We start from the raw sequence: 26283 nt of genomic DNA, 5'->3' as shown, positions 1-26283 counted from the left end.
GGCCCAAAATCTAACACACGGTTGTGAAATCTGGGTGGTGGGGGCGCTTTTTGGGTCCCCGCCGGCCCGGCCGCCCCGGGGGGGGGGGGGGGGGGGGGGGGGGCGGGCCCCCCCCCCCCCCACGCCGGCCACTATTGTCTTTGTGACCCAAGCCGAGATGCCAGCCTGGCGTCGGGAGACGCAGACCGAGCAGCGCTGGGCGGTGGGCACCGCCATCCTGGTGGCGCTGTGCCTGCAACTGCCGTTGCCGCAGACCATGACCTTCCTGCCGATCTGGCTGCTGCCGGCGCTGACCTTGGCGCTGCTGATCGCCCTGATCGTGGCCAACCCCGGGCGGATCAGCAAACACAGCGGGATCGAGCGGCAGGCCGGCCTGGTGGTGGCCTTCCTGGTCAGCGCGGCCAACGCCGTCAACGGCGTGCAGCTGGTCCGGCACATCCTGGACGGCGCGATCGGCGACGACGCGCTGGAGCTGCTGGCCACCGGCGCCGACATCTACGTGACCAACGTGATCGTGTTCGCGCTCTGGTACTGGGAGTTCGACCGCGGCGGCCCGGCCATGCGGGCCCGCGGCGAGCGCGAGTACCCGGACTTCCTGTTCCCGCAGATGTCCAGCCCCGAGATGGCGCCGAAGGACTGGGAGCCCTGGTACCTGGACTACCTGTACCTGTCGTTCACCAACGCCACCGCGTTCAGCCCGACCGACGTGCTGCCGATGCGCCCCTGGGCGAAGCTGGCGATGATGGCCCAGTCGCTGGTGTCGCTGGTGATCGTGGTGCTTGTGGTGGCCAGGGCGGTCAACGTGCTGCACTGACCGGGAAAAGCACGGAGCCCCCGTCAAGGGACGGGGGCTCCGGTTTCCCGTCACCAGGGGGGAGGGGTGACGGGAGGTCTGTGTTGTTCGAACTAGGACCAGCCTAGGGCATCCGACGCAGAGAGCAACCCCCGGGCCCGGGAAACCTGTCGATTGGCCAGGAAAAAGGTACCCAAGGGGCGGCTTGACTGCACGTAAGTGCTCGGAAAAGGTTTGCTACGCCAACCTCACTGCGCGTTTGTGAACGGGCCGTTCGGCGTTAGCCGTATGTGATCAACACCACAGTCGACCTCCAGTCCGTGCCACATCGTGGGCCACTCCCAACATGGGCGAACCGTAGAATGGGGTCATGAACGCGCCGGACCGGACCACCTCGCTGGAACTGCCGGAACGGATGCTGCGCCTGCCCAGTTTCCTGTTCGTGCACCTGGCCAAGCAGTGGCGCCGGCTGGGCAGCCAGAAGAGCGGCGGCCAGTTCGGCACCGACCTGCGCGGGCAGCACCTGATGATCCTGGCCTCGCTGGAGGACCACGGGGCCTCCTCGCAGAAGGAGATCAGCGAGCGGCTCGGCATCGACGCCAGCGACCTGGTGGCGCTGCTGGACGACCTGGAGAAGGCCGGGCTGGCCAACCGGAAGCGGGATGAGCGGGACCGTCGGCGCTACGCCGTGATGCCCACCCCCGCCGGCACGAAGACGCTGCGGCAGCGGCTGGTCGACGTGGAGCAGCTCAACCGGGAGATGCTCGCGCCGCTGACCCAGGAGGAGCGCGACGAGCTGCACCGGCTGCTGCTCAAGATCTTCGAGGGCAATCGCTGACCGACCCCGGACACAGGTGTGGGCCGGCGCGGTCCCTGCCACCGCGCCGGCCCACCGGTCAGGTGTCCGTGTGGTCCCTGCCACCACTTCGGCACCTGGTCCTCGGAACTTGTCGTTCCATGAGGTCTACGGTCGGCCAACGCCCGAGCTCACCAACCTTCACTCGAACGGCTGAGCAAGCGGCCGGAACGACCAGTCGTCACGTGACGTAGATAACGGCCAACCGGCAGTGACAGCAAACGTTGTTACACCGTAGACACAAACGGGGCGCACGACGCCGTGCGCGACAGAAGATTTTTTCGCGAACCTAAATGAATTCGCAACTTCTTCCTGACGTGCCTACGAGAGGACGGCAATGCGACAGCAGCCACCGGGCCAGACCTACGAGGTCCCGGCCCGGTTCTGGGAGGAGTGCGCCAAGGTCCGGCCCCAACTGGTCGGAATCGCGGCCCGGCACACCGCGGGCAGCGGGCAGGCGGAGGACATCGTCCACGACGCCCTGCTGCGCGCCGCGCACTTCTCCGAGCTGGACCTGGACCGCCTGCACCCCTTCCTGGTGACCGTCGTCAAGCGGCTGTGCGTGGACGAGGCCCGCCGCCGCTCCACCGCCACCCGAGCCCACTCGCACACCAAGCTCGACCCGCTGGCCGACGCCGACCCGGCCGAGCTCACCTGCGACAAGGCCGAGGCCGACTGGGTGGCGTCCACCCTGGCCCGGCTCACCGCCTACGAGCGCGAACTGGTCGGCCTGGTCGCCGACGGCCACCCGCACAGCGATATCGCCCGCATGCTCGGCACCACCCCCCGCGCCACCCAGACCGCCATCCACCGCGTCCGCGGCAAGATCAAGTCCTGGGCCCAGTGACCACCCCCGGCGAGTCCCGCTCACCGACACACCGAACGTAGGTTTCCGGCACCCCCCACCCCCAACCAACACCACATGTGGCCCACATTCGACTCCTGGAGTCGAATGTGGGCCACATGTGGCAGAACTGGGGGGGTGTGGAGGGGGCTCAGGGAGCGGGGTCAGTAGCCTCCGCCGCCGGAGCCTGAGGTGCCGGCGGTGCCGGTGTTGTTGCTGTTGGGGTCGGTGCCGGCGACGCCGCCGGGGTTGTCGGCGGGCGGCGGGGCCTGCGGCACGGTCGGGGCCGGCGGCGGCGAGGACGGCACGCAGGTCAGGTTCTTCTTGCCCTTGGAGTCGATCACCCACCAGGTGTTGCCGACGGCCTGGCCGGCCCACTTGCCCGGCTCCTTCTCGTTGGAGAAGTTGTAGAGCGGCCAGCCGGCCAGGGTGACCTGCATGGTGCCGTCGGGGCGGGCCACGGTGCCCACCAGGGACGGGTCGACGCCGGCGATGGTCGGGGTGCCGTTGGTCAGCACCGGCGGCCAGATCAGCGCGCAGGTGTCCACGCAGTTGGACTTGGGCGGATTGGCGGTGTCCTTGTCGAATCGGTACAGCACGAATCCCTTGTTGTCCTCGACCACCGACCCCATCTTGGGGATGTCGGTGGCGGTCAGCGCGGCCGGGCCGAGCGCGTTGGCCGCGGGCGGGGCGCCGGCCGATGAGGACGGCGCGCCGGCGCTGGGCGAGCCCGGCGCGGACGAGGAGGGATCACCCAGCTGCACGGTGACCGGGGCTTGGGCGGCGGCGTTCGTCACCGAGCCGGGTCCGGACTGCGCCTGGTTCGCTCCCAGCTCCTGGATGCCGAGCCAGGTCAGCGCGGTCACGGCGGTCAGGCCGCTGGCGATACCGATCGCGATACGACGGCCTCGTGTCACGAGAAGCCTCCGTGGGTAGGTGGTGGTGCCCTTGCTGCCCACCTCTACGACTTCCCCGCCCGGGCGGTTCAGTCCCCCGGGAGAAAAAGGATCAGGCGATTCGCGTGGTTGATCCGACACGGGCGGTGATGTTCACCCGCTCGTGACCGACTCCCAGGTTCCTCCAAGGATTCGTCCAGCGTGCTCGCACAGTGGGCCGCCATACCTGAACGTGGGCTCGATCCAGAGCCGTTACCGCGACTGGGGTCAGGTGGTCTGACATGAGTGGAGCGGCCGTTGCCGGGGAGACCGACACGGATGCCCGATCAGGGCACTGGTCGGTCGGCAAGACCGCGACCGTGGACATCGTCGTTCCGGTCTACAACGAGGAACGCTCGCTGCCCGGGTGCATCGAGGTGCTGCACGGCTTCCTGACCGAGCAGTTCCCGTTCGAGTGGACGATCACCGTGGCCGACAACGCCAGCACCGACGCCACCATGGAGGTGGCCAACGGGCTGGCCGACAAGTACCCGGGCGTGCGGGTCCTGCACCTGGACCGCAAGGGCCGCGGCCTGGCCCTGCGCAAGGCCTGGGGCTGGAGCGACGCGGACATCGTGGTCTACATGGACGTGGACCTGTCCACCGGGCTGAACGCGCTGCTGCCGCTGGTCGCCCCGCTGGTCAACGGGCATTCGGACGTGGCCATCGGGTCCCGGCTGGCGCCGGGCTCGCGCACCATCCGCGGCCCCAAGCGGGAGATGATCTCCCGCTGCTACAACGCGATGATCCGGCTCTCGCACGGCGCCAAGTTCTCCGACGCCCAGTGCGGCTTCAAGGCGGCCCGCACCGACGTGATCCGGCGGCTGCTGCCGCACATCGCCGACGACTCCTGGTTCTTCGACACCGAGCTGCTGCTGCTGGCCGAGCACAACGGCCTGCGGGTGCACGAGGTGCCGGTGGACTGGGTCGAGGACATGGACACCCGGGTCAACGTGACCAAGACGGCCACCGAGGACATCCGCGGCCTGATCCGGGTGGCCCGGGCCAAGGCCACCGGCGCGGCCCAGGTCGCCGACCTGCCCCGCCGGCCGGACCCGAAGCCGGAGCACCCGGACGCGGTGGTGGCCCGCCGCGAGACCGGCCTGCTGTGGCAGCTGCTGTCCTTCGCGGCGATCGGCGTGGTGTCGACGGTGGCCAACCTGCTGCTGTACGGCATCATGCGCACGTGGTGGCCGGCCCTGGTGGCGAACTTCGTCGCGCTGACCGTGACGACGCTGCTGAACACCGAGGCCAACCGCCGCTTCACCTTCCTGCGGTCGTCCGGCTCCCCGAGCCGGATCCACCTGCAGGGGCTGATCGTGTTCGCGCTCTACTACGCGTTCACCTCCGGCGCGCTGCTCGCGCTGGGCGCCTTCGACCCCACCGCGTCGAAGGCGACGGAACTGCTGGTGCTGCTGGCGTCCTCGCTGATCGGCACCGCGGCCCGGTTCGTGCTGCTGCGCGCCTGGGTCTTCAAGAACACCGTCAAGGAAGGACAAGCATGACGACGGCCGCAGAAGCGACCGCGCCACCGGCGGGCCCGGCGACTCCCAGCGAGTCGCCGGGCCTTCGGCCGAAGTGGCGTCCGTACGCGCTGGGCGCGATCGTGGTGGTCGCGGCCCTGTTGTACGGATGGGACATCTGGGGAACCGGCTGGGGCAACGAGTTCTACTCGGCGGCCGTGAAGTCCATGTCGCAGAGCCTGACCAACTTCGTGTTCGGCTCGTTCGACCCGGCCGGCGTGGTCACCGTCGACAAGCCGCCGATGGGCCTGTGGCCGCAGGTCGTGTCGGTGTGGATCTTCGGCTTCCACCAGTGGTCGCTGGCCCTGCCGCAGGCGATCGAGGGTGTGGCCGCGGTGTTCCTGCTGCACCGCACCGTGCGCCGCTGGGCCGGCGAGAACGCGGCGCTGATCGCCGCGGCCGTGCTGGCGCTCACGCCGATCACCGTGGCCATCGACCGGGTCAACAACCCGGACGCCGCGCTGACCCTGATCTGCGTGGCCGCCGCGTACGCCTTCACCCGCTCGGTGGAGATCGGCATCCCGGCCCGCAGCGCCACGAAGTGGTTGCTGCAGGCCGCTTTCTGGGTGGGCTGCGGCTTCCTCACCAAGAGCCTGGCCGCGTGGATGATCGTGCCGGCGCTGGGTCTGGGCTATCTGTTGGGGCGCAACGCCTCCTGGGGCCGCCGGATCGGCGACCTGGCGGCGGCCGGCGGTGTGCTGCTGGCCAGCTCGTTCTGGTGGGTGCTGCTCACGGTGGTGTGGCCGAGCCCGAAGCCGTATGTGGGCGGCAGCACCGACGGCAGTGAGCTGTCGCTGATCTTCGGCTACAACGGCCTGGGCCGGGTGTTCGGCGAAGGCGTCGGCGGTGGCGGTGGCGGTGGCGGGTTCCCCGGCGGCGGTGCTCCCGGCGGCGCGGCCCCGGGCGGCGCTGCCGGCGGTGCGGTTCCCGGCGGCGGCGCGGCCCCCGGCGGTGCGGCTCCCGGGGGCGGTTTTCCCGGCGGTGGCGGCGGTTTCGGCGGCGGCGGTGGCGGCCGGGGCGGGGGCGGCGGCGGTTTCGGCGGCTTCAGCCAGGGCAACGGCATCGGGCGCATGTTCGGCCAGGAGGTCGGCGGCCAGATCAGCTGGCTGATGCCGCTGTGCCTGTTCGTGCTGGCGATCGTGGCCGTGATCGGCGTGATCTCCATGCGCCGCAAGCTTCCCGCGGACCACCAGCAGCGGGCCGGCTGGTGCATGTGGGGCGCGTGGCTGATCGTGCTGAGCCTGGTGTTCAGCTTCCAGCAGGGCATCTTCCACCAGTACTACACGACCCAGCTGGGCCCGTCGATCGCCGCGCTGACCGGCGGCGGCCTGGTGCTGCTGTGGCGCTACTACCGCAAGCCGGTCGGCTACAGCTGGCTGCTGCTCCCGGCCGGCGTCCTCATCACGGCGGTGTGGGCGTGGGTGCTGGTGGCGCGTGACACCTCGTGGAACGGGTGGCTGCGCTACGCGGTCGCGGTCGTCGCCGGCATCGCGATCATCGGTCTGGTGCTGGCCAAGCTGGTCAACCTGCCCGGGGTCCGGGTGATCGGCGTGCTCGGCATCGTCGCCGTGCTGCTCGCGCCGGGCGTGTGGTCGGCGGCCGCGGCCATCGACCAGGCCAGCGCCGGCGGTCCCGGCGGCCTGGCCACGGCCGGCCCGCCCGGAGGGGCCTTCGGCGGCTTCGGCGGCGGTGGCGGCGGTGCTCGCGGCGGCGGTGCCGGTGGCGCCGGCGGGGCCGGCGGCTTCCCGGGGTTGCCCGGCGGCGAGCAGCCGACCGAGCAGCAGCTGGAGGAGCTGATGGAGCAGTTCGGCGGCGGCGGTCGCGGCGGTCGCGGCAGCGGGCTCACCGCCGACGACCAGAAGATCCTCGACTACGTGGTGAAGAACGCGCCCAACGCCAAGGTCAAGCTGGCCGTCGAGGGCGGGGCCAACGCGTCCGAGACCTACATCGTCAACAGCGACGTGACGGTGATCGGCATGGGCGGCTTCATGGGCAGTGACAACGCCCCGAGCGTGGATCTGCTCAAGCAGTGGAAGTCCGAAGGCAACCTCGGTTTTGTGCTCACCAGCGCGCCCGGGGCGACCACCGGGGCCCGGGGCGGCGGCGTCGCCGAGCAGCGGACCCAGTGGGTGCAGCAGAACTGCAAGGTGGTTCCGTCCAGCACGTACGGCGTGACCGCTTCGTCCACTTCGGACCAGCCGGCCGGCGGGTTCGGCGGCGGCCGCTTCGGCGGGGCCCAGACCCTGTACGACTGCCTGGCCAAATAGGACGAAGGACAGCGGTGGGGTCCCCCGGACGGGCGGTCCCACCGCTGTTCTCAGGTTCCTCCCAGCGACCTCACAGGTTCGCCGACCAGACTTGCCGGGTGGACACTCCGACCGCCGGGCCGCCGGCGACCGTCCTGGTCGTCGACGACGAGCCGAACATCCTGGAGCTGCTCTCGGCCGCGCTGCGGCTGAGCGGCTTCGACGTGCACGCCGCCGACACCGGTGTCGCGGCGCTGTCGGCGGCGGCCCAGGTCAGACCGGACATCGTCGTGCTGGACGTGATGCTGCCCGACTACGACGGGTTCACCCTGGCCCGCATGCTGCGGGCCGGCAACGACCGGGTGCCGGTGCTGTTCCTGACCGCCCGGGACGCGGTGGAGGACCGCATCGCCGGCCTGACCGCGGGCGGCGACGACTACGTGACCAAGCCGTTCAGCCTGGAGGAGGTCGTGCTGCGGCTGCGGGCCATCCTGCGCCGCACGCACGCCCTGGACGACCCCGAGCCCAACGACGGCCGGCTGCGCTACGCCGACCTGGAACTGGACGAGGACGCGCACGAGGTGCGCCGCGACGGCCGGGAGATCCGGTTGTCCCCCACCGAGTTCAACCTGCTGCGCTACCTGCTCGTGAACGCCGAGAAGGTGGTGAGCAAGACCCAGATCCTGGACCGGGTGTGGAACTACGACTTCGGCGGCGACAGCCGGATCGTCGAGTCCTACATCTCCTACCTGCGGCGCAAGGTGGACGCCGAGGGCCCGCCGCTGCTGCACACGATCCGCGGCGTCGGCTACACCCTGCGGCTGCCGCGGGCCGACGGCGAGCACTGACATGGCCGGCCGACCCTGGACGCTGCGGACCCGGCTGCTGGTCTCGCTGCTGGCCTTCGCGGCGGTCGGGCTGGCCCTGTTCGGCACGGTGACCGGGCTGCTGCTGCAACAGTCCCTGGTGGCGCGCATCGACTCGCAGCTCAAGGACAACATCGCCAAGATGGTCGCCCGGGACCGGCCGCCGCCGCACCGGGGCCCGCTGATCACCGCGACCTCGCTGCCGACCAACTTCCGGATCTACTTCTTCCATCCGGACGGCAGCCCGGACGCCACGATCACCCCGGACGACGCGGAAACGGTGGCCCCGCAGCTGCCGCCCATGTCCATCGCCTCGGTGGCCCAGCACGGCTCGACCCCGTACACCACCGACGACGCCGGCACCGGATCCGGGCAGTGGCGGGTGGCCGTCGGCGTGCAGGCGCCCAACCAGTGGCAGCCGGCGGGCGGAACCGTCGCGGTGGCGGCGATGCTGGACGACACCCAGTCCACTGTGGTCACCATGGCCGGGGTCGAGATGGCGGCCGGGGCGATCCTGTTGCTGCTGCTCGGTTTGACCGGGCTGATCGTGGTGCGGATCGGGCTGCGGCCGCTGACCCGGATCGAGCACACCGCGCAGGCCATCGCCGGCGGCGAGCTGGACCTGCGGGTCGCCGACACCGACCAGCGCACCGAGACCGGCCGGCTCGGGTCGTCGTTGAACGTCATGCTGGTCCGGATCTCGGCGGCGCTGACCGCCAGCGCCCAGTCCGAGCAGCGGCTGCGCCGGTTCGTCGCCGACGCCTCGCACGAGCTGCGCACTCCCCTGACCTCCATCCGCGGCTTCGCCGAGCTCTACCGCCGCGGCGGCGCGCCGTCCCCGGCCGACGTCGAACGGCTGATGGCCCGCATCGAGAGCGAGTCCATCCGGATGGGGCTGCTGGTCGAGGACCTGCTCATGCTGGCCCGGCTGGACCAGGAGCGCTCCCTGGACTTCGCCGAGGTCGACCTGCTCGTGGTGGCCGCCGACGCCGTGCACGACGCCCGGGCCGCGACCCCCGAGCGGGACATCGTGCTCGACGCCCCGCACGGCGCCGTCCGCGTCATCGGCGACGAGCACAAGCTCCGGCAGGTGGTGATGAACCTCGTCACCAACGCCGTCACCCACACCCCGGCCGACGCCTCCGTGCGGATCGCCGTCCGGCAGGAGCGGACCCGGCCCAGCAACCACGCCGTGGCCGTGGCCGGCGGCGACCTGCCCAAGATGTCCCGGTTCGCCGTGCTGGAGGTCATCGACAGCGGCCCCGGCATCCCCGATGACCAGGGCAAGCTGGTGTTCGACCGGTTCTACCGCGCCGACCAGGCCCGCTCCCGGGCCAACGGCGGCTCCGGCCTGGGGCTGGCCATCACCGCCGCCATCCTGGAGGCCCACGCCGGCCGCATCGAACTGCTCAGCACCCCCGGCCGAGGCACCCGTTTCCGCGTCCTGCTGGCCCCCGCCTGACCACCCCCGCGAGTCCCGCCCGGCGTCAGACCGAATGGGTGAAACGGATTCATTCACCCGGTATGTCCGTGGGCGGGACTCGCGGGGGTTCGGTGCGGAGTTCGGGGGTGAGCAGGCGGCCGACCTTCTGGCGCAGGGCCATCATCTCGTAGGCGAGCACGCCGATGTCGCTCTCCGGCGCGGCCAGCACGGCCAGGCACGAGCCCTCGCTCACGGTCATCGTCAGCAGCAGGCCACGGCGCATCTCCACCACCGTCTGGTCCACCTCGCCGCCCTCGAACAGGGTCGCCGCGCCCTTGGTCAGGCTCTGCAAGCCGGACACCACGGCCGCCAACTGGTCGGCACGGTCGCGCGGCAGCGAGTCGGAGGCGTTGAGCAGCAACCCGTCGCTGGAGACCACGACGGTGTGCGCGGCCCCCGGCGTGCCCCGGGTGAACGAGCTGAGCAGCCAGGTGAATTCGTCCGAAGTGGACAGGCTCGGGGAGGTCACGGAGTAGCCCTTCCGGTGGTGTCGTGGGGATTCGCCGCCGGCACGCTGCCGCGCAGCAGCAGCGCCCCCTTCACCCGGCGGGGCAGCCCGGCGGCGGTGAAGCCGGCGGTCACCGGGTTGTCCAGGGGGTCGCCGGCATGCCAGAGCACGTCGGCGTCGGCGCGCCAGTCGCGGTCGTCGTCGTGCCGCCCGGTGGACCGGAACCAGGCGGAGGCGACGGCCTCGTACAGCGGCGTGCCCTCGGCCGGCTCGTCCACCGGCCACTCGGGCTGGGCCGGGTCGGCGGGCTTGCGCTGTAGTTGGCTCGCGACGACCGCGGCCAGCGCGAAGTTGCGCTGCCCGGGCACGACCGCGACGTGTCCCGGCTCGGGCGACTCGATGGCCGGCCGCAGCAGGTCAGCCGGCAGGTCGACCTCGGCGACCGTGCCGGCGCCGGTGTTCGGCCGCAGCCGTACGGAAATCTGCCGCCGAGCGGCCAGCCGGCTCACCACGAACAAGCCCATCCGCCGCGACGCCGCCGCCTCGATCGGGGCCTGATCGGTCAGCTGCCGGTTGAGCGTGGCCAGTTCGTCGGGTGGCAGCCCGACGCCCTCGTCGGCGACGCGGAGCCGCAGCGCGCCGTCGCCGTCCCTCTCGCACGCCACGGTCACCGGGGTGTCCGGCGGGGAGTAGGACGTGGCGTTGTCCAGCAGTTCGGCCAGCAGGTGCACGATGTCGCTGACCGCCGCCCCGACCACCACGTCGTCCGGCGCCGGATCCAGGGTGATCCGGGTGTACTGCTCGACCTCGGACACCGCGGCCCGCAGCAGGTCGCCGACCGGCACCGGCTGGCTGCTCGTCCGGCGCGGCGTGGCCCCGGCCAGCACCAGCAGGTTCTCGCTGTTGCGCCGCATCCGGGTGGCCAGGTGGTCCAGCTTGAACAGCCGGTCGAGCTGGTCGGGGTCCAGCTCGTCGGCCTCCATGCCGTCGATCATCTTCAGCTGGCTCTGCACCAGGCTCTGGGTCCGCAGGGACAGGTTCACGAAGATCTCGTTGACGCTGTGGCGCAGCGCCGCCTGCTCGACCGCCAGCCGCACCGCGGCCGCGTGCACCTCGTCGAAGGCCCGCGCCACCTGGCCGATCTCCTCGGTGGAGGTGACCTCGACCGGGGCCGGGGCCAGCTGTCCGGCGTCGGCCGGGTCGTGCGCGAGCCGGTCGATCACGCCGGGCAGGTCCCGTTCGGCGATCTCCAGCGCCCGCCGCCGCAACGTCCACAATGGACGAATCATGGTGACGGCGAAGTACAGCGCGACGGCCAGCCCCAGCAACAGCGCCCCGACGATGATCCCGCTGTCCCGCAACGAGTTCGCCCGCGCCGACTCGCCGAGGTGCTGGACGGTGCTCCGCAGCGAGCCGGCCAGCGCGGCCTCGAACACCGTCAGCTGGTCGGTCACCGGCTGCACGGCCTGCTGCCACGCCGGCGTGGTCAGGACGGGCGACTTTCCCGCCTCGGCCCGGGACAGGGCTCCGTCGCGGAGCTGATCGAGCCGGAGCAGGGCGGCGCCGTCGACCGAGCGGCTGTAGTTGGCCCGCTGGTCCGGGGCCAGGGATTCGCGCATCTCGGCCAGGGCGTCGTCGGCCAGCGCGCCGGCGACCCGCACCCGGGCATAGCCGTCGGCGCTCAGGGTCGAGCCGAGCGCGAGCACCGTCCGCTCCACTTGCACCTGCTCGATCGCCTTGCCCACAGTGGAAAGCGCGTTGGCGGCGGCGATGACCGACGGGTCGCCGGCGTCGACCGGCACGGTCACGCGCACGGCCAGCAGCGGCGCGATGACCGTCGAATAGTCGTCGAACACCGCGAGCCGGCCCGGTCCGGCCGAGTCGGCCGCCTTGCGCGTCGTGGCCAGGTCGCGCAGTTTCTGGCGCGCGGCTTGGACATCGGCCGATCCGGCGGCGACCGGATCGGCGGCCAGGTCCGAATCAAGGGCGACGATCGCGCCGTCGACCTCCGCCCGGGCCGCGTTCAGGTCCTTGCGCGTGGCGCCCGGCGTCACCGCGAGATCCCGTTCCCGTTGCAGGCTGTGCAGGACATCGGTCACGCGGCCCACCGCCGCCACCCGGCCGCCGAGGTCGTCCGCCTGCCCGGACAGGTCCAGTTGCGCCCGCACCTGGGCGACGCCCAGCACCACCGCGACCACCGTCGGCGTCAGCAGCACCATGGCCAGCTTGGTGCGCAGCGGCCAGTCCGCGACCCGGCGCAGCCGCGCCCCGAGCGCGCGAATGGCCAGGTGGTGACGCCCACTGGAGGCGGTCAACACGATCACTTCCTCGCTTCGACGGGCACCCGATCAGGCGACATTCCTAACTTCCTGTGACGGTTCCCGCCAGGGGCCCACGGACTTGACCACACTTCCAGGTGACAGATACCCGTTGCCCCGTAACGAATTTCCCGAGGTCCCGCTCTACCCAGGGCCAACCCGGCCTGACGTTGGGTAATCAAAAAAGGCCCTTTCCCCGCGGGGAAAGGGCCTTTGGCTCCTGGCGGTCAGGCGCCGGGCAGGGTGTCGCCCTGGACGGCCTGGATGTCGAGCTCGACCCGCAGCGTCGCGCCGATGGCGCCGATGCCGGCCCGCAGCACCTGGTTGTAGGTGATGGCGAAGTCGTCCCGGTGCAGCTCGGTGACGGCGTGGAACGCCGCCCGCGTGCCGCCCCAGGCGTCCGGGCCGGTGCCCAGGTAGGTCAGGTCCAGCTGCACGGGGCGGGTGACGCCGTTGAGGGTGAGCTCCCCGTCCAGCGCCCAGCGCTCCTCGCTGAGCTGGGCCAGTCCGGTGCTGCGGTAGGTGATCACCGGGTGCGCCTCGACGTCCAGGAAGTCCTTGGAGCGCAGGTGGTCGTCCCGCATCTTGTTGGCGGTGTCGATGCTGGCCGCCCGGATCTCGGCGGTCACCGATGACCGCTCGACCGGCTGGGCGATCGTGACCCGGCCGCCGAAGTCGTCGAACCGGCCCCGCACGCTGGACATGCCCAGGTGCCGGGCGGCCACGTTGATCGACGAGTGCGCGGGGTCGATGGTCCACACGCCCGGCGGCGGCAGCTCGGCCCCGCCGACCCGGTTCAGCGTGATGGTGCCGAGCGGGGCCGAGCCGCTGGCGGTGACCATCGCGGTGCGCGCGACCGGCGCGTAGCCGGCGGCGGTGAGGATCGCGGTGTAGGTCCCGGCGGGCAGCACGTCGGTGCTGACCACGCCGTCCTGGTCGGCCCCGCTGCGGGCGACCTGGTTGCCGGACAGGTCGGTGACGGTGAGCACCGCGTGCTGCACGGCCCAGCCGTCGCCGGTGCGGATCAGCGCGTGCACGCCTTCGGCCTGGCTCATGGCGAATCCCCTTTTAGAAACTCAACTCGATGTCGTGCCGGCTCTGGTTGCCGCCGCCGATGCGCAGGGCGCTGGCCGCCGGCGGGTAGCCGGTGGCGATGATCGTGTACTCGCCCTCGGGCACGTCCTCGAAGACGTAGCTGCCATCGGGCTCGGTGGCCGTCGCCGCCAGCACCGCGCCGGCGGCGTCGACCAGCGTGACCCGGGCGTCCGGCACCGGCCGCTCGCCGCCGGCCCGGACCACGCCGCGCACCCGCGCGCCGCCGGCCAGCTCCACGTCCTGCGTCACCCGGCCGGTGGCCGGCACGGTGACGGTCAGGGCGACCGGCCGCAGCGTGGCGGCGCTGACCGCCAGCGTGTACGTGCCGGCGACCAGCTCGTCGAACGCGTAGCCGCCGTCCGCGCCGGTGACCCGCGAGGCCACGACCTCGCCGCGGCCGTCGGCCAGCGTCACCGCCGCCGACGGCACCGGGGAGCCGCCGGAGGAGTGCACCAGCCCGCTCAGGCCGCTGGTGCCGGTCAGCGTCACGTCGATGCGGGAGCCGTTGGGTTCCACCATCACGGTGACGGCCTGGGGCTGGTGCCCGGGGGCCGTCACGATCAGCACGTGGCCGCCGCTGGCCGCCACGTTGAAGTGGTACGTGCCGTCCACTTCGGACGTTGTCCGGCCGACCTGCCGCCCCGCCGAGTCGATCAGCGTGAGCGCGGCCCGTCCGATCAGCGCGCCGTCCGCGCCGATCACCCTGCCGCGAATGAGCGAGGAGTCCATCAGTGCCGCTCCTGTTCCGTGCCCGTCGCGAAATCCTCCAGCACCTCGAGCGCCCGGGCCAGCGCACGCACCTGATCGGCTGGCAGTCGGCTGATCCGGTCGGCGAGGTAGCCGGTGCGGATGCCGCGCATCCGCTCCAGCAGCGCCTCCCCGGCCGGGCTCAGCGCGACGTTGCTGACCCGCAGGTCCTTGGTGCTGCACGCCCTGGTCAGCAGCTCGTGCTCGACCAGCCAGTCCACCAGGCGGGACATGGTGGCGGCGGCGATGCCGACCCGGTCGGCCAGGTCGCTGATGCGCAGCGGCCCGTGCTCGGCCACGGTGGCCAGGGTGACCAGCCGGGTCGGCGTCAGCTCGTCGCTGGCGGCGTGTGTCTTCATCCGGTGCGAGATGGCGCTGATGGCCATCTGCAACCGGCCCGCGAGTTCCTCGTCGTCACGCACGGCGCTGTGCGTCATGACGGTTCACCTCCCGAAGACCACATCGGCCGTGGCCAGCTCGCCGGCGCGGGCGCTGACCCGCACCGCGACCGGCTCGTACACGCTGGTCACGACGGTGTAGTCGCCGCTGGGCAGTCCGGTCAGCCGGTAGCTGCCGTCCGGGCCGGTGACCGCGCTGGCCACGACCCGGCCGTCGCCGTCCAGGGCGGTCACGGTCGCGCCCGCCACCACCGGGCCGTCGGGCGCGGTGACCACACCGTGCACGGCGGCCGGCACCGGCAGGTCCAGGTCCACAGTGGACGGACGGGTGGCCGAGACGCCCACCGGCTCGGCGGTCGGCTCGTAGCCGGGCGCGCTGGCGGTCAGCACGGCGTCGCCGTCGGGCAGCCCGTCGATCCGGTAGCGGCCGGCCTCGTCCGCCGCGACCTGGGCCAGGATCTGGCCGTCCACGTCGCTGGCCAGGATCGCCGCCAGCGGCACCGGGATGCCGTCGGAGCGGACGATGCCGCTGACCTGGCCGCCGCCGGCCAGCTCGAAGTCCTGCTCGCCGGGCGTGCCGGTGATCGCGACCGTGCCGGCGGCCGGGCGGTAGCCGGGGGCCGTGACGATCAGCGTGTACGTGCCGTTGCGCAGGTCGTTGAGCTCGTAGTGGCCCTCGGTGTCGACCGGCACGCGGTCGACCTGCGAGCCGTCGGGGCCGGTGACCGTGATGATCGCGCCGCCGACGCCCGAGCCGCCGCGGGTGTGCACCCGTCCGCTGAAGACGACCTCACGGACCGGCACCACCAGGTCGGAGTCGGTGAACGCGCCCTCCCCGGCCACCGCGGCCAGCTCCTCGCCGACCGACTCCGGCTTGATCGCCTTGTTCCGCTTGCCGACCAGCCAGGAGGCCACGGCGGCGACGACACAGGCGATGACCGCGAACCAGAACACGACCTGAAGGCCTTCCTGGAACGGCCCGGAGATCAGGTTCGGGAAGAAGCTGCGGCCGGTCAGGAAGCTGGCCTTGTCGGCCGGCAGCTGCTGCAACACCGGGCCCAGCAGCTGCTGGATCGGGTTGTAGCCGAGGAACGCCGCGAACAGCACGCCCACCGCCGGCAGCGCGGCCACCTGGTCGGCGGCGGCCTGCGGCACGCCGTTGGCGACCAGGCCGCTGGACAGCGTGCCGGGCAGGCTGCTGGACAGGCCGGCGATGATCAGGCTGAAGAAGATGCCGATGGACAGCACCATCGCCGAGTTCTGGAAGGTGGCGGTCATGCCGGCCCCGACGCCGCGGGCGTTGGTGGGCAGGCTGTTCATCACGTCGGCCCGGTTGGGCGAGGAGAACAGGCCCATGCCGATGCCGTTGACCAGCAGGATGGCCGCGAAGGCCCAGTAGTTGAAGTCGACGGGCAGCACGATCAGCGCCACGAAGCTGGCCGCGGTGATCAGCATGCCGCCGGTGGTGAAGGCGCGGGCGCCCCAGCGGTCCGACAGCACGCCGGACAGCGGCGCGGACACCAGGAAGCCGACGGTCAGCGGCAGCATGTAGATGCCGGCCCACAGCGGCGTGGACTCGAAGCTGTAGCCGTGCTGCGGCAGCCAGATGCCCTGCAACCAGATGATCAGCACGAACTGGAGGCCGCCCCGGCCCAGCGAGGCCAGCAGGTTGGCGACGTTGCCGGCGGTGAAGGCCCTGATCTTGAACAGGCTCAGGTTGAACAGCGGGTTGGCGACCTTGGTCTCGATGACGCCGAAGGCGACCAGCACCAGCGCGCCGAAGATCAGCGAGCCGTAGACCCAGGGGTTGCCCCAGCCCATGCTGGAGTCGCCGTAGGGCTGGATGCCGTAGGTGATGGCGACCAGGACGGTGATCAGGCCCACCGCGAAGGTGATGTTGCCCCACCAGTCCATCTTGGCCTTCTGCCGGATGCCGTTGTCGTGCAGCTTCAGGTAGGCCCAGATGGTGCCGAAGACGCCGAACGGCGCGGAGACGATGAAGACCAGGTGCCAGTCGACCGGGGCGAGCACGCCGCCGAGGACCAGGCCGAGGAAGGAGCCGGCGATCGCGGCGACGGCGTTGAGGCCCAGGGCCGTGCCGCGCTGGTTGGGCGGGAAGGCGTCGGTGAGGATGGCGCTGGAGTTGGCCATCAGGAAGGCGCCGCCGATGCCCTGGACGATGCGCCAGCCGATCAGCCACAGGGCCGCGTTGCCGCCGTCGAACCAGGTGACGCTGAGCAGGACCGACGAGATCGCGAAGATCGCGAAGCCCATGTTGTACATCTTGACCCGGCCGTACATGTCCCCCAGCCGGCCGAAGCTGACCACCAGCACCGCGGTGACGACGAGGAAGCCCATCATCATCCACAGCAGGTAGCTGGTGTTGTCCGGGGCCAGCGGGTTGATGCCGATGCCCTTGAAGATGTCGGGCAGCGCGATGAGCACGATGGACGAGTTGATGGTGGCCATCAGCATGCCCAGCGTGGTGTTGGACAGCGCGATCCACTTGTACCGCGGCCCTAACGCTGCTGTGGTCCTGGTCGGCGCCTTGGCGTGTTGAGCCGTCGACACTGGTCCTCCCCTCGGACGGAACTTGCTTGACGTAGGCTAACCGATATTGTTGCTTCGGACAACTATCAACGTCGAGCAGGTCTTCCGTTCAAGGGAGAAGGTGTCGGGGATCACACGAAATAGCGGAACTCCGGGGCCTTCGGCCAGCCCGGGTCGCCGGTCCTGGTGAACTGCGCCACGGCGTCCCCGAAATCCGTGGTCCGCGGCTTGTCCGGGTCCAGCATCGGGCTTGCGGCGAAGGCGTCGAACGTGCCGAACAGATACGGCAGCTCGACGCAGTGCGGGGCGCCCAGCGGGCCCGTGCGGTCGAACCGGTAGGTGAAGGCGGTGGCGCTGGCCTCGGCGATCGTCCGCACACTCGCCTCGAACATGCCCTGCAAGCCCGGGAAGGCCGCGGCCTCGTCCTTCGTGAAGCCGATCAGGACGTCGAGGTCGGACAGATCGGCGTCCGGCCAGGCCTTCGGGTACCCCGGGCCGCCCAGCACCGGGTAGAACGCCGGCGCGCCCGGGGCGTTGCCGGGGAGGGTGGTGGTCGCTTGCAGGATCTGCTCGGCCGGGGCGTCCCGGTCGACGTGCTCGAAGAAGGCCTTCGCCGTGCGCTCGGCGACGTCGGGATCCATCGGCGGCAGGCCCCAGGGGCCGCTCTCCAACACGATCCGGCGGATCAGGGGCTTGGTCGCCGGATCGATCGCCAGATAGAGGCTCGAGTACGCGCCCGCCGACTGGCCGCCGACCGTGATCTGCCCCGGGTCGCCGCCGAAGGCCGCGATGTTCTCGTGCACCCACTCGAGGGCGGCTTGCTGGTCCTGCGCGCCCAGATTGTCGGCGCCCAGGTAGCCGAACGGGCCCAGGCGGTAGTTGATCGTCACCACCACGATGTCGTGGTTGGCCGCCAGCAGGCCGCCGTCGTACCAGTCCCAGCCGCCCGAGCCGCTGCTGAAGCCGCCGCCGTGGATCCAGAACAGCACCGGCTTCCCGGCGTCGACGCCCGTGGTCCAGACGTTCAGGTTCAGGCAACCGTCCTCCGCCCAGTTCGCCTCGTGCTCGCCCATGACGTGGGCCAGGCGCGACCGGAGCTGCGGGGCCGCCGGTCCCGGGTTGCTCGCGTCTTTCGTCTCCGTCCACCGGGGATGCGGCGACGGCGGCTGGAATCGCTTCGCCGTGGCGTAGGGGATGCCGCGGAAGGCGGTGACCGTGCCTGTCGTGGTGCCTCGGACCGGGCCGCCGGTGGTGTTCACGTCCATGCCTCAGGTCTACGACTTCCCGGCACCGATGGGGAGCTTTGCGGGGTTCGTCGGACATATTTCGGTCTAGAATCGCCGAAGTGCGACAAATGCTGGATGAGACCGAGCGCCGGATCGTCTCCGTGCTGCTCGCGTCCCCCCGTGCCTCGTGGCGGGCCGTCGGCGAGGAGCTCGGCATCTCCGAACGCACCGTCGTCCGCCGGGCGCTGCCGCTGTTCCAGGATGGCACCCTCCGCGCCACCGCCGTCCGCAACCCCATGCACTTCCCCGGCCACATCCCCATGGCGCTCCGGATCCGCTGCCGCCCCAACCGCATCCGCGCCGTCGCCGCCACCCTCGCGAAGCGGCCCGACACCGTCACCGTGGACATCATCGGCGGCGGCGACGAGATCTGCGCGCTGTTCCAGCTCGTCGGCACCGAGGCCCGGAACCTGTTGCTGCTGCGGGATCTCCCCGCCACCGCCGCCGTCGAGTCGTGGACCTCGTACACCATGCTCCGCGTCTTCCCCACCGCGTTCCTGTGGAACGGCAAGGCCGTCAAGCCTTCATTCGCCACGGCGTCGCTCGTTCCCCCTTCCCATCACGAGGTCGACGAGGCCCTCATCGCGGGGTTGGTCGCCGACGGCCGCGCCAGCTACACGGAGCTGGCTGCCCGCTGCGGCACCTCCGCTCTCACCGCACGACGCCGGGTCGATGCTTTGGTGCGCGGCCTGAGCCTTCGCCTGGCCATCGAGGTCGACGTCGGTTTGCTTGGGGTGCATGGGGAAGCGCTGCTGTGGCTCAACGTCGCCCCCGGGGAGCTCAACGCCACCGGGGAGGTCCTGAGCCAGCACCCCTCCGTCCGGTTCGCCGCCGCCACCACCGGCCGCGCCAACCTCGTCGTCGCCGTGGCGGCGGCGGATCTGGGGGCGCTGTACGGATTTCTGACCGGGGGCGAGTTGGACCGGAGTGTGGGTATGGAGGTCACCCCGATCCTGACCACCATGAAGCGGACGGGATTGGTTAGGGCCGGCGTGTGAGGCGGGGTGGTTGTGTCGGATTCCCTGCCCTTCCTCCACGCCACCTCGCTCTTCCCGCGTCGCCGTCAGCCAGTCATGCTCGTTGCACCCCCAACGCGACACGCTCCTACTTGCTGCCAGTGCGGCGGCGGCAGCGCGTCAACGGACGCCGCTAAGGGCCCGCACCATCTCGTACAGCTTGGCTGTCAACGCTTGGGGATTGGCGGGCGCGGCGTACACCCAGTTGCCGCCGGCCCCGTTCGTGGCCTCCTGCGTCATCCACCGGCCCTCCGCTGAGCGGCCAGGGGCAACGTCGATGACGCTCAGGTTGTGCGTGGCCCGCACCCGCCGGCCGAGGCCATCGCGCACCGCCACATAGAGCTGGCTGGTTGCGGTACGGGGCTCGTTCATCAACGTGTTGAACAGCTTCACGTCGGTAGACGGCCCCGTCTGCGAGCCGAATCCCGCAAACCCCTCGTCGCTGTCCTGGGCTGGTCGCGCCCCGCTCAGATCGGTCTCCGGCACGTTCAGCGACCGCCCGTGCGCCGGTGGAACGGCGGGCAGCTGCGCCACGACCGCCTCAGCGAGGCTGTCCGGCCGCGCGGCGTACAGCGTCACGGTCTCGTCATGCCGGATGATCAGCACCGCTTCCGAGCCGGACGCCACCGCGAGCACACCGGTCATGTCTGGGCCGGTGGAGATCCAGCCGTAGAACTCCACCGCCGGCCGCGCGATCGCGCCCATCGTCGCCCGGAAGCCGGCGTCAACACCACGACCGTCGGCCAGGCCACGATTGGCGAGCTCGGCCAGCACCTTCCGGTCGACCTCACGGCGGGTGTCGTCGTCCATCCACAGCGCGGTGACGGCCAGCACCGTGTGCGGGCGGTCGATGCCTTCCCAGCGCAGCACTGTGGTCAGCACGTCAGCGGGTAGCTCGACGCGATCGCGCAGCACGCAGTTCCCCCAGCGGTCTCGTGTGTCAGTCCATGCCGATGACCGGCGGCACCGTGCGCGGCAACTCGCCGACGATGTCATCGGAGTAGTCGTCTTCCAGGTAGGCCGCCGTCTTGTGCTCGGTGTCCTCTTCCTTCTTGCCGCCGCGCCCGCCCGCGCCCATGCCGCCGGCTCCGGCTGCACCGGCCGCACCGGGACGGCCCACAACGGACGCTGCACCCGGACCGCTCTCGCCGGCTACGCCACCGGCACCGGCGCGGTTGCCTGCTCCCTGGGCGCTACCGCCCCCCGCTGAGCCCGAGCCGCTGAAACCGCGGGCTGTGCCGCTGCCACCGCCGGCCGAGCTGCCGCCATACCCGCCGCCACCGAAACCGCCACCCAACGCGCCACCCCCGAACGCCGCGGCATCCGCACTTCCGCCGGGGCCGAACGGGGACTGCGAGCCATAGCCGGGCTGCCCGTACCCGGGGTTGCCGTAGCCGGGGCCTTGGCCCGGTGCTCCGCTGCCTGGCCACCCTTGGGTGCCGGTCGAGGACCCGGGGCCGCTGTATCCGCCGCCGACCGGTCCGCCGCCGGGTTGGCCTCCGGAGTTGGCCCCGCCGTAATTCGGCGTGTTAGGGCCGCTGGAACCGCCAACACCGGAGTAGGTGCCGTATTGTGTGTATCCGCCGCTGTGACCGGGGCCGTATCCACCCGTTCCGGGGCCCGGCCCGGGGTTCGGCGGAGCGCTCGGAGTCTGCGTGATCTGCACGTTCGTCGGCGTGCTGCTGTTTGACACGTCGCCGTAGGTGGTCGGCATGTTGTCGTGGTTGTAGTTGCTCGCCGACGTGTAGCTGTTGTAGACCGCGATGTTCTTGCTCTGCGCGTCGTTCCACTGGTTGATCTTGTCGTCAAGATCTGTGTGCCACGGTGTCATGACGTTGAGAAGGTTGTTGCTCGGCTTTGCCGGGACAGGCACCAACGAGTGGGTGGCGTCATGGAACGACCCGCTCTGCCTGGATGAGATGTTCTGCGCGTGCCCCAGGTCGTCCTGCGATTTCTGCAACACGGCCTGCAAGGGCGTGATGTTGTCCTGCGCGTACTGCGCGGCGTCACCCTTCCAGGCGTCCATCAGCTTGGACAGGACACCGCCAACGTGGCCTTCGATCTCCGCGTGGATTCCTTGAACCTGAGTGGCGGCGCTGGAAGCGGCGTCCAGCGTGGGGGTCCCGTTGGCAGCGGCACCCTTCATTTTGTCCACGATCTGTTCGGCACTCAATCCGCCTGATGTCGCGTCATCGTCAAGAAAGGCCATCACGAACCTCCCCGCAAGGTCGTCATCACCAAATCAGCGATCTTCTCCGCCACCGGGCACGGGTCGCTCCTGCTCGGAGCCGTGGTCGCCGACGTCAAGGCGACTGAGTAGTCCAGAGTGTCGGACACCCCGACCGCGACGCCACAGGTCCCGCTACTGCGGTCGTCAACCGGCGAGTACAGAACGGCGGGATATCCCTGAATGTCGGCGATTGGCGTGAAATATCCGCCGTCGTTCAGCGAGTCCTTCTGAGCGTAGAGCGTGCTCAAACCCTTAGTGTTAGAGGTGACGAACTGGACGGTGAAGCCCGTCCCACCGTCGTTTTGGGTCCAGCGGCAACCTGGACCGAGAGCGGTGGCGACATCAGCGGTACTAGCTTGTGCGTTAATCCCAACGGATTGCACTTGAGCGGAAGTGAGAGTACTGCACGGGGCGGCCTGGAATTTCATGGTATCCAAGGGGGTCTTCACCTTTGGGGCACCGGAACTAGCCGCCGAATCACTATCCGTTGTGGTTGTCGTGCCGGTCGGGGTCGGCGAGGGAGTTGGCGAACATCCACTTGCCAGCGCGGCAACCGCGGTGGTACCGAGAACGACTGCCACAATACGGTTTCGCACTACATGTTCCCTTGGATTTTGTTGATCGAGCCGGCCGCGTGCTGTTCCTGGGCGAGATAGTCGTCCCGAGCCTTGGTCAAGCTGTCACGAAGACCTTCGAAATGAACTCTCAACTCGTCGTTATGCTTCATGTACGACTTGCCGCTGTTGTTGACTCCGTCTGCCGCGTGATGGCTTGACGGCTCATCGCCCATAGGTAGGACCTGGACCATGGGCAGTGCAGCTGAACGGGCAGCTGCGATCTTGTTCAAGATGGTGTTGATGTCGGTGAGGACGCTGTTGAATCCGGCTTCGTCGAATTCGTAGTGTCCGCTCGCCCCGGCCGGTGCCGCCTGCGGCGCTCCACCAGGCGTCAGGATGGTGTTCATGATCCCAGGCACCCCGTCGCCGGTGGTGGGCGTGACGGGGGTACCGGGCAACGGCAACGGGGGCAACGCCCCTTGGCTGTTGGCGTTCTGCCCCATGCTCCCTACCCCCAAGGTCGTCGCGGTCACCATCGTTCGACGGACTTCGACTCACCGTGGTTCCCCGGTTTGTCACAGTCTGGCGCTCGATCGTAGCGCTGCGCAGTCCCCAGCCGGGTGGGGTTGCGAACACGAACCACCCGACCAGTCCATGCCGCTACAAGCGGGCGGTCACCTGGTCGGGTAGATACGCGACATCCGTCACACAGACGGTCGACGGCCCGCGATGGCCTCCAAGTTCTCCAGCAACATGCCCAGCTCAACACCGGAAAACGTGAGCACCTCGCCCGAGGCCGTGGTCAGCACCACCTTGCCGTCCACCACGGCCATGGCCAGCTGCACACGGTTGCCGGCCGCGTCCGCGTAGAAGCACCAAAAGGGGCTGAACATCGCCATGTTCGGGGCGCTTGGCGTCTCGGCGGCCTGGCGCTCGTCATGGGAGGGGGTGTCGCTCGACATGATGCTCCACTTCATCGACAACAAGACGCTCGTGAGTAAGACGCACGAGCGCGGTCAGAAGATCCTTAGCGGTCACGCACCATCCGCTGATGGCATCCACAGGACCGGTACGGACGCCACTGGTCAGGCAACACAGGACGGCTTCACAGCGGTGCACGGTCACTGCATGGTGTGATGTCCGCGCCGGGTGCGGTGAGCGGGGCACCCGGCTGTCCCTGGCGCGGCAACCGCGCCAGGGCGAACAGCAACCCGGCCACAGTGCGATGGCGAGGTCCAGCGGGTTCACGCGTCGTCCCCCCGGACGGACCCGGCGGAGGTGATGGCCGGGGTCGGGGCACGGAATGCGCGGTCACGACGGGAAGCTACCTCCAGTTCGTGGGGGACTAGAGCTAACGGCGCTTCGAGGGGGACTGGGGGCGGGGGAAGACGCCGGCGGACGGGGACTCGGAGACCAGTTTCAGGGGCTGGGCAACGGAAAGGCCGGTGACGGGGTGGGCAAGGGCGGCGGAGATCCACTCGATGGTGGGGCCGTCCTGCCAGCGGAGCTCGCCGGCGACAACTCGGGGCGGTAGCGGGAAAAGGCACGAGCGGCGGAGCAGGGCGCTGAGGACGGGGGCCAGCTCCGGCGGCGAAGAAGGGGACGACGACACGGAGAAGTCGTCCATGAGGGCGGTCCAGCGTTCGCCGCCGACACCGGCCAGGACGACGGTGGCCTGACCGAGGGACAAGAAGACGTGCATGCCGATGGGCCGGGAGATGAGGCCGGGGAGACGGGCGTAGAGGGCCTGCACGAGCTCGGCGGCGACATCGGGCATGAGGGACAGGCGGACCTGGTCTGGACGGGGCTGGATCATCCAGAAAACGGGGCGGGGCAAGGTGGAGGCGGCGTCGAAGACGGCGGCCTCGAAGCGTTGTTGAACGGGGTCGAGGGCGTCGGGCAGCACCAGGCGGCGGACGCGGTCGGGGACGGGACCGGGGAGATGGCCCAGCAGGTGCGAGAGCTCCACCGGGGAAAGATCAGCCAGCGCACCGCCGACCTCGGGCTCGACGGCCCACTGCGGCTCGCCGGTGTAGGGCCGGCGAAGACGGGCGACTCTGGACACGAGCGGGGAATGACGGGGCATGGCGCGTCCTCGGGAAGCGGGCCGCCCGGCACGGCGCACGTCCACAGGAGACGCGGTGGGCTATGAGCCAAAACCCTTCAACGCGATGCGCCACCGGAGCCGGGGATGTGACGCCGCTCGGCACCCGCGTGGTGCCTTGTCACGCACTGTACCGCGCGGCGGCAAGACCCGTCACCAAGGGTCACCCGGCTGCGCCGGCCTGGAAGGCGACGATGGCCAGCTGGGTGCGGTTGTCCAGGCCCAGCTTGGTCATGGCCCGGCTGACGTGCACCTTGACGGTGGCCTCGCTGACCGCCAGGCGCGCGGCGATCTCGGTGTTGCCGGCGCCGGTGGCCACGGCCAGCACGACCTCGCGCTCACGGTCGGTGAGACTGTCCAAACGGGCCTGGGCGGCGGCCTGCCTGGCCACGGCCCCGCCGGAGTAGCGAACGGCCATGCGCCGCAGCGCGGACGGGGCCAGCACGGCATTGCCGGCGGTGACCATCTCCACGCCCCGCACCAGATCCCGGGGCGGAGTGTCCTTGAGCAGGAAGCCGGCCGCCCCGGCGCCGAGCGCCTCGTACACGTACTCGTCGAGATCGAACGTGGTCAGCAGCAGCACCGGCGGCGGGGACGGCAAGGCGCGCAGGCGATGGGTGACCTCCAGACCGTCCACAGTGGGCATCCGGATGTCGGTGACGACCAGGTCGGGCCGGAACTCCCGCACCAGGTCCACGGCGTCGACGCCGTCGTCCCGGTCGGCGACGACCGCGATCCGGCCGGTGCTCTCGAGGATCATCTTGATGCTCAGGCGCACCAGCTCCTCGTCCTCCAACAGCACGACCTTGATCACCGGGGCTCCTTCGGAAACGTGGCGGCCACCTCGAAACCGCCCTGGGGGCGCGGCCCGGCCGACAGGACGCCGCCGGACAGGGCGACCCGCTCACGCATGCCGATCAGACCGAAACCCGACTTCGGAGGCGCGGGCACGGACCGGGGCGGGGCGGCGGTGTTGACCACCCGGACCTCCAGCCGGCCATCGAAGTCCCGCAGGGAAACGGAGATCTCCGCGCCGGGGGCGTGCTTCGCCGTGTTGACAAGGGATTCGTGCAGCAGCCAGTACACGGCCCGAGCAGTGGAGCCGGGCACCTCGGGCAGCGAAGCCGGCAGCTCGGCCCGTACGTGCTGCCCGGCGGCGGTGGCCTCGTCGATCAGGGCGCGCGCGGCGGCCAGGGTGGGCTGGGGATGCTTGGGGGCGTCGATGTCACCGTCCTCACGACGAAGCACGCTGAGCATCTCCCGCAACTCCTCCATGGCAGCGGCGCCGTTCTGGCGCACGCCCTCGGCGAAATCGGCCAGTTCCCGGTTGGACGACAGGGAAACCGCCCCGGCCTGCACGGTGAGCAGGCTGACCCGGTGGGCCACGACGTCGTGCAGTTCCCGGGCGATCCGGGCCCGCTCGTCGGCGACGGCCTTGGCCGCCAACAGATCCCGCTGCCGCTCGGCCTGGCTGGCCCGGTCCCGCAGGCTGATGATCAGCTGCCGGCGCTGCCAGACCCACAGCCCGATCAGCAGCGGGAAGCCGATCAGCACGGTCTCCAGCAGGAAGCTCAGGAAGAAGTCGTTGACGTCCAGTGTGGACCGGAACCGCAGCTGGAAGCCGGGCCACCACGGCACCAGCATCACCACCAGCGCCCAGGCGGCGACCAGCCAGGTGTCCCGGGTGTTGCCGCGCCTGGCCCCGAGCGTGTAGACGGCGAACAGCAGCGGGGTGAACACGCCGTCGAGGATCATGAGCAGCGAGGTGGCCAGCACCACCGAGCGGGGGAACAGGCTGCGCACGGCCAGCGGCAGCGAGCCGGCCACGGCGACCGCGATCGCCACCGGCCCGTAGTACAGCAGTCCGAAGGAACTGGTGAACGCCTCCTGGACCGACAGCCACGCGACAAGGGCGGCGATCACCGTGTCTCGGGCGATAACGCCGTACCGGCTGTCCACCCAGGACAGAAGCTTCCTCACCCGACAGA

The 26283-nt window shown here is 70.5% G+C and carries 24 protein-coding genes and 1 pseudogene; 8 read left to right on the top strand and 17 right to left on the bottom strand.

The window, feature by feature from the left end:
• Positions 1-157 precede the first annotated feature (157 nt).
• The 3 genes from ACIG5F_RS46150 (at position 158) to ACIG5F_RS46140 (ending at position 2496) form a co-directional block, all read left to right on the top strand.
• A complete protein-coding gene (locus ACIG5F_RS46150; RefSeq protein WP_396526615.1) occupies positions 158-814 on the top strand; it encodes a hypothetical protein in 657 nt (218 codons plus the stop codon).
• 349 nt (positions 815-1163) lie between these two features.
• Complete coding sequence (locus tag ACIG5F_RS46145) at positions 1164-1631, top strand: MarR family winged helix-turn-helix transcriptional regulator (protein ID WP_396526614.1); 468 nt, start codon at positions 1164-1166, stop codon at positions 1629-1631.
• Between the two features lie 355 nt (positions 1632-1986).
• Positions 1987-2496, top strand: coding sequence for an RNA polymerase sigma factor (locus tag ACIG5F_RS46140; protein ID WP_396526613.1), 510 nt, complete (start codon positions 1987-1989; stop codon positions 2494-2496).
• A 161-nt stretch (positions 2497-2657) separates the two neighbouring features.
• Here the strand turns inward: ACIG5F_RS46140 and ACIG5F_RS46135 are convergent, their stop codons facing one another.
• The gene (locus ACIG5F_RS46135) at positions 2658-3410 is read right to left on the bottom strand and encodes a hypothetical protein (RefSeq protein WP_396526612.1); all 753 of its coding nucleotides are present in this window, start codon (positions 3408-3410) and stop codon (positions 2658-2660) included.
• A 260-nt stretch (positions 3411-3670) separates the two neighbouring features.
• On the opposite strand from ACIG5F_RS46135, the gene ACIG5F_RS46130 reads away from it, so the two are divergent.
• From ACIG5F_RS46130 to ACIG5F_RS46115, 4 genes are all read left to right on the top strand, one after another.
• Positions 3671-4933 (top strand): glycosyltransferase, encoded by a 1263-nt coding sequence (locus tag ACIG5F_RS46130; protein WP_396526611.1) that lies wholly within the window; start codon positions 3671-3673, stop codon positions 4931-4933.
• Positions 4930-7218: an ArnT family glycosyltransferase gene (locus tag ACIG5F_RS46125; protein ID WP_396526610.1), complete on the top strand. Its 2289-nt coding sequence runs from the start codon at positions 4930-4932 to the stop codon at positions 7216-7218. Before ACIG5F_RS46130 ends, ACIG5F_RS46125 begins: the two co-directional genes overlap by 4 nt.
• A gap of 98 nt (positions 7219-7316) precedes the next feature.
• Positions 7317-8045 (top strand): response regulator transcription factor, encoded by a 729-nt coding sequence (locus tag ACIG5F_RS46120; protein ID WP_396526609.1) that lies wholly within the window; start codon positions 7317-7319, stop codon positions 8043-8045.
• 1 nt (position 8046) lies between these two features.
• Positions 8047-9525: a sensor histidine kinase gene (locus tag ACIG5F_RS46115; RefSeq protein WP_396526608.1), complete on the top strand. Its 1479-nt coding sequence runs from the start codon at positions 8047-8049 to the stop codon at positions 9523-9525.
• A gap of 49 nt (positions 9526-9574) precedes the next feature.
• Here the strand turns inward: ACIG5F_RS46115 and ACIG5F_RS46110 are convergent, their stop codons facing one another.
• From ACIG5F_RS46110 to ACIG5F_RS46075, 8 genes and pseudogenes are all read right to left on the bottom strand, one after another.
• Positions 9575-10015, bottom strand: a complete 441-nt coding sequence (locus ACIG5F_RS46110; RefSeq protein WP_396526607.1) for a roadblock/LC7 domain-containing protein — start codon at positions 10013-10015, stop codon at positions 9575-9577.
• The gene (locus ACIG5F_RS46105) at positions 10012-12312 is read right to left on the bottom strand and encodes a nitrate- and nitrite sensing domain-containing protein (RefSeq protein ID WP_396526606.1); all 2301 of its coding nucleotides are present in this window, start codon (positions 12310-12312) and stop codon (positions 10012-10014) included. Before ACIG5F_RS46105 ends, ACIG5F_RS46110 begins: the two co-directional genes overlap by 4 nt.
• Before the next feature lie 227 nt (positions 12313-12539).
• A complete protein-coding gene (locus ACIG5F_RS46100; protein ID WP_396526605.1) occupies positions 12540-13367 on the bottom strand; it encodes a YceI family protein in 828 nt (275 codons plus the stop codon).
• Between the two features lie 13 nt (positions 13368-13380).
• A complete protein-coding gene (locus tag ACIG5F_RS46095; protein ID WP_396526604.1) occupies positions 13381-14136 on the bottom strand; it encodes a collagen binding domain-containing protein in 756 nt (251 codons plus the stop codon).
• Positions 14136-14591, bottom strand: a complete 456-nt coding sequence (locus tag ACIG5F_RS46090; protein ID WP_396526603.1) for a MarR family winged helix-turn-helix transcriptional regulator — start codon at positions 14589-14591, stop codon at positions 14136-14138. The genes ACIG5F_RS46095 and ACIG5F_RS46090 overlap by 1 nt, the downstream gene beginning before the upstream one ends.
• A 6-nt stretch (positions 14592-14597) precedes the next feature.
• Positions 14598-15323: a carboxypeptidase regulatory-like domain-containing protein gene (locus ACIG5F_RS46085; RefSeq protein ID WP_396526619.1), complete on the bottom strand. Its 726-nt coding sequence runs from the start codon at positions 15321-15323 to the stop codon at positions 14598-14600.
• 18 nt (positions 15324-15341) lie between these two features.
• A pseudogene (locus ACIG5F_RS46080) lies at positions 15342-17027 on the bottom strand (MFS transporter); the annotation flags it as partial.
• Between the two features lie 206 nt (positions 17028-17233).
• On the bottom strand, positions 17234-18367 hold the full coding sequence (locus ACIG5F_RS46075) for a carboxylesterase family protein (RefSeq protein WP_396526602.1): 1134 nt from the start codon (positions 18365-18367) through the stop codon (positions 17234-17236).
• An 89-nt stretch (positions 18368-18456) separates the two neighbouring features.
• Between ACIG5F_RS46075 and ACIG5F_RS46070 the strand changes: the two genes are divergently transcribed.
• Positions 18457-19386 (top strand): Lrp/AsnC family transcriptional regulator, encoded by a 930-nt coding sequence (locus ACIG5F_RS46070; protein WP_396526618.1) that lies wholly within the window; start codon positions 18457-18459, stop codon positions 19384-19386.
• Positions 19387-19524: 138 nt separating this feature from the next.
• Here ACIG5F_RS46070 and ACIG5F_RS46065 read toward each other — a convergent pair whose 3' ends face one another.
• The 8 genes from ACIG5F_RS46065 to ACIG5F_RS46030 all read right to left on the bottom strand — a co-directional run bounded on the left by ACIG5F_RS46065 (position 19525) and on the right by ACIG5F_RS46030 (position 26275).
• Positions 19525-20319, bottom strand: coding sequence for an ESX secretion-associated protein EspG (locus tag ACIG5F_RS46065; RefSeq protein WP_396526601.1), 795 nt, complete (start codon positions 20317-20319; stop codon positions 19525-19527).
• 25 nt (positions 20320-20344) lie between these two features.
• On the bottom strand, positions 20345-21613 hold the full coding sequence (locus ACIG5F_RS46060) for a hypothetical protein (protein ID WP_396526600.1): 1269 nt from the start codon (positions 21611-21613) through the stop codon (positions 20345-20347).
• Positions 21613-22215 (bottom strand): DUF3558 domain-containing protein, encoded by a 603-nt coding sequence (locus ACIG5F_RS46055; protein WP_396526599.1) that lies wholly within the window; start codon positions 22213-22215, stop codon positions 21613-21615. The genes ACIG5F_RS46060 and ACIG5F_RS46055 overlap by 1 nt, the downstream gene beginning before the upstream one ends.
• 14 nt (positions 22216-22229) lie before the next feature.
• Positions 22230-22694, bottom strand: a complete 465-nt coding sequence (locus ACIG5F_RS46050) for a PE domain-containing protein (RefSeq protein WP_396526598.1) — start codon at positions 22692-22694, stop codon at positions 22230-22232.
• A gap of 201 nt (positions 22695-22895) precedes the next feature.
• A complete protein-coding gene (locus tag ACIG5F_RS46045; RefSeq protein WP_396526597.1) occupies positions 22896-23153 on the bottom strand; it encodes a hypothetical protein in 258 nt (85 codons plus the stop codon).
• Between the two features lie 389 nt (positions 23154-23542).
• Entirely contained in the window at positions 23543-24256 is a 714-nt protein-coding gene (locus ACIG5F_RS46040; RefSeq protein WP_396526596.1) for a hypothetical protein, read from the bottom strand.
• Positions 24257-24458: 202 nt separating this feature from the next.
• Positions 24459-25109 (bottom strand): response regulator, encoded by a 651-nt coding sequence (locus tag ACIG5F_RS46035; protein ID WP_396526595.1) that lies wholly within the window; start codon positions 25107-25109, stop codon positions 24459-24461.
• The gene (locus ACIG5F_RS46030; RefSeq protein WP_396526594.1) at positions 25106-26275 is read right to left on the bottom strand and encodes a sensor histidine kinase; all 1170 of its coding nucleotides are present in this window, start codon (positions 26273-26275) and stop codon (positions 25106-25108) included. The genes ACIG5F_RS46035 and ACIG5F_RS46030 overlap by 4 nt, the downstream gene beginning before the upstream one ends.
• Between the last annotated feature and the right edge of the window lie 8 nt (positions 26276-26283).

Origin of the sequence: Kutzneria sp. NPDC052558 (assembly GCF_044547355.1) — a bacterium.
Classification (GTDB): Bacteria; Actinomycetota; Actinomycetes; order Mycobacteriales; family Pseudonocardiaceae; genus Kutzneria.
The sequence above is the reverse complement of the archived record's forward strand: the minus strand, read 5'-3'. Positions and strand labels throughout refer to the sequence as shown.

Coding starts and splice junctions, on each gene's coding strand:
- ACIG5F_RS46150 (WP_396526615.1), top strand. CDS start 158: ATGCCAGCCTGGCGTCGGGAGACGCAGACCGAGCAGCGCTGGGCGGTG.
- ACIG5F_RS46145 (WP_396526614.1), top strand. CDS start 1,164: ATGAACGCGCCGGACCGGACCACCTCGCTGGAACTGCCGGAACGGATG.
- ACIG5F_RS46140 (WP_396526613.1), top strand. CDS start 1,987: ATGCGACAGCAGCCACCGGGCCAGACCTACGAGGTCCCGGCCCGGTTC.
- ACIG5F_RS46130 (WP_396526611.1), top strand. CDS start 3,671: ATGAGTGGAGCGGCCGTTGCCGGGGAGACCGACACGGATGCCCGATCA.
- ACIG5F_RS46125 (WP_396526610.1), top strand. CDS start 4,930: ATGACGACGGCCGCAGAAGCGACCGCGCCACCGGCGGGCCCGGCGACT.
- ACIG5F_RS46115 (WP_396526608.1), top strand. CDS start 8,047: ATGGCCGGCCGACCCTGGACGCTGCGGACCCGGCTGCTGGTCTCGCTG.
- ACIG5F_RS46100 (WP_396526605.1), bottom strand. CDS start 13,367: ATGAGCCAGGCCGAAGGCGTGCACGCGCTGATCCGCACCGGCGACGGC.
- ACIG5F_RS46095 (WP_396526604.1), bottom strand. CDS start 14,136: ATGGACTCCTCGCTCATTCGCGGCAGGGTGATCGGCGCGGACGGCGCG.
- ACIG5F_RS46090 (WP_396526603.1), bottom strand. CDS start 14,591: ATGACGCACAGCGCCGTGCGTGACGACGAGGAACTCGCGGGCCGGTTG.
- ACIG5F_RS46075 (WP_396526602.1), bottom strand. CDS start 18,367: ATGGACGTGAACACCACCGGCGGCCCGGTCCGAGGCACCACGACAGGC.
- ACIG5F_RS46070 (WP_396526618.1), top strand. CDS start 18,457: ATGCTGGATGAGACCGAGCGCCGGATCGTCTCCGTGCTGCTCGCGTCC.
- ACIG5F_RS46060 (WP_396526600.1), bottom strand. CDS start 21,613: ATGGCCTTTCTTGACGATGACGCGACATCAGGCGGATTGAGTGCCGAA.
- ACIG5F_RS46050 (WP_396526598.1), bottom strand. CDS start 22,694: ATGGGGCAGAACGCCAACAGCCAAGGGGCGTTGCCCCCGTTGCCGTTG.
- ACIG5F_RS46045 (WP_396526597.1), bottom strand. CDS start 23,153: ATGTCGAGCGACACCCCCTCCCATGACGAGCGCCAGGCCGCCGAGACG.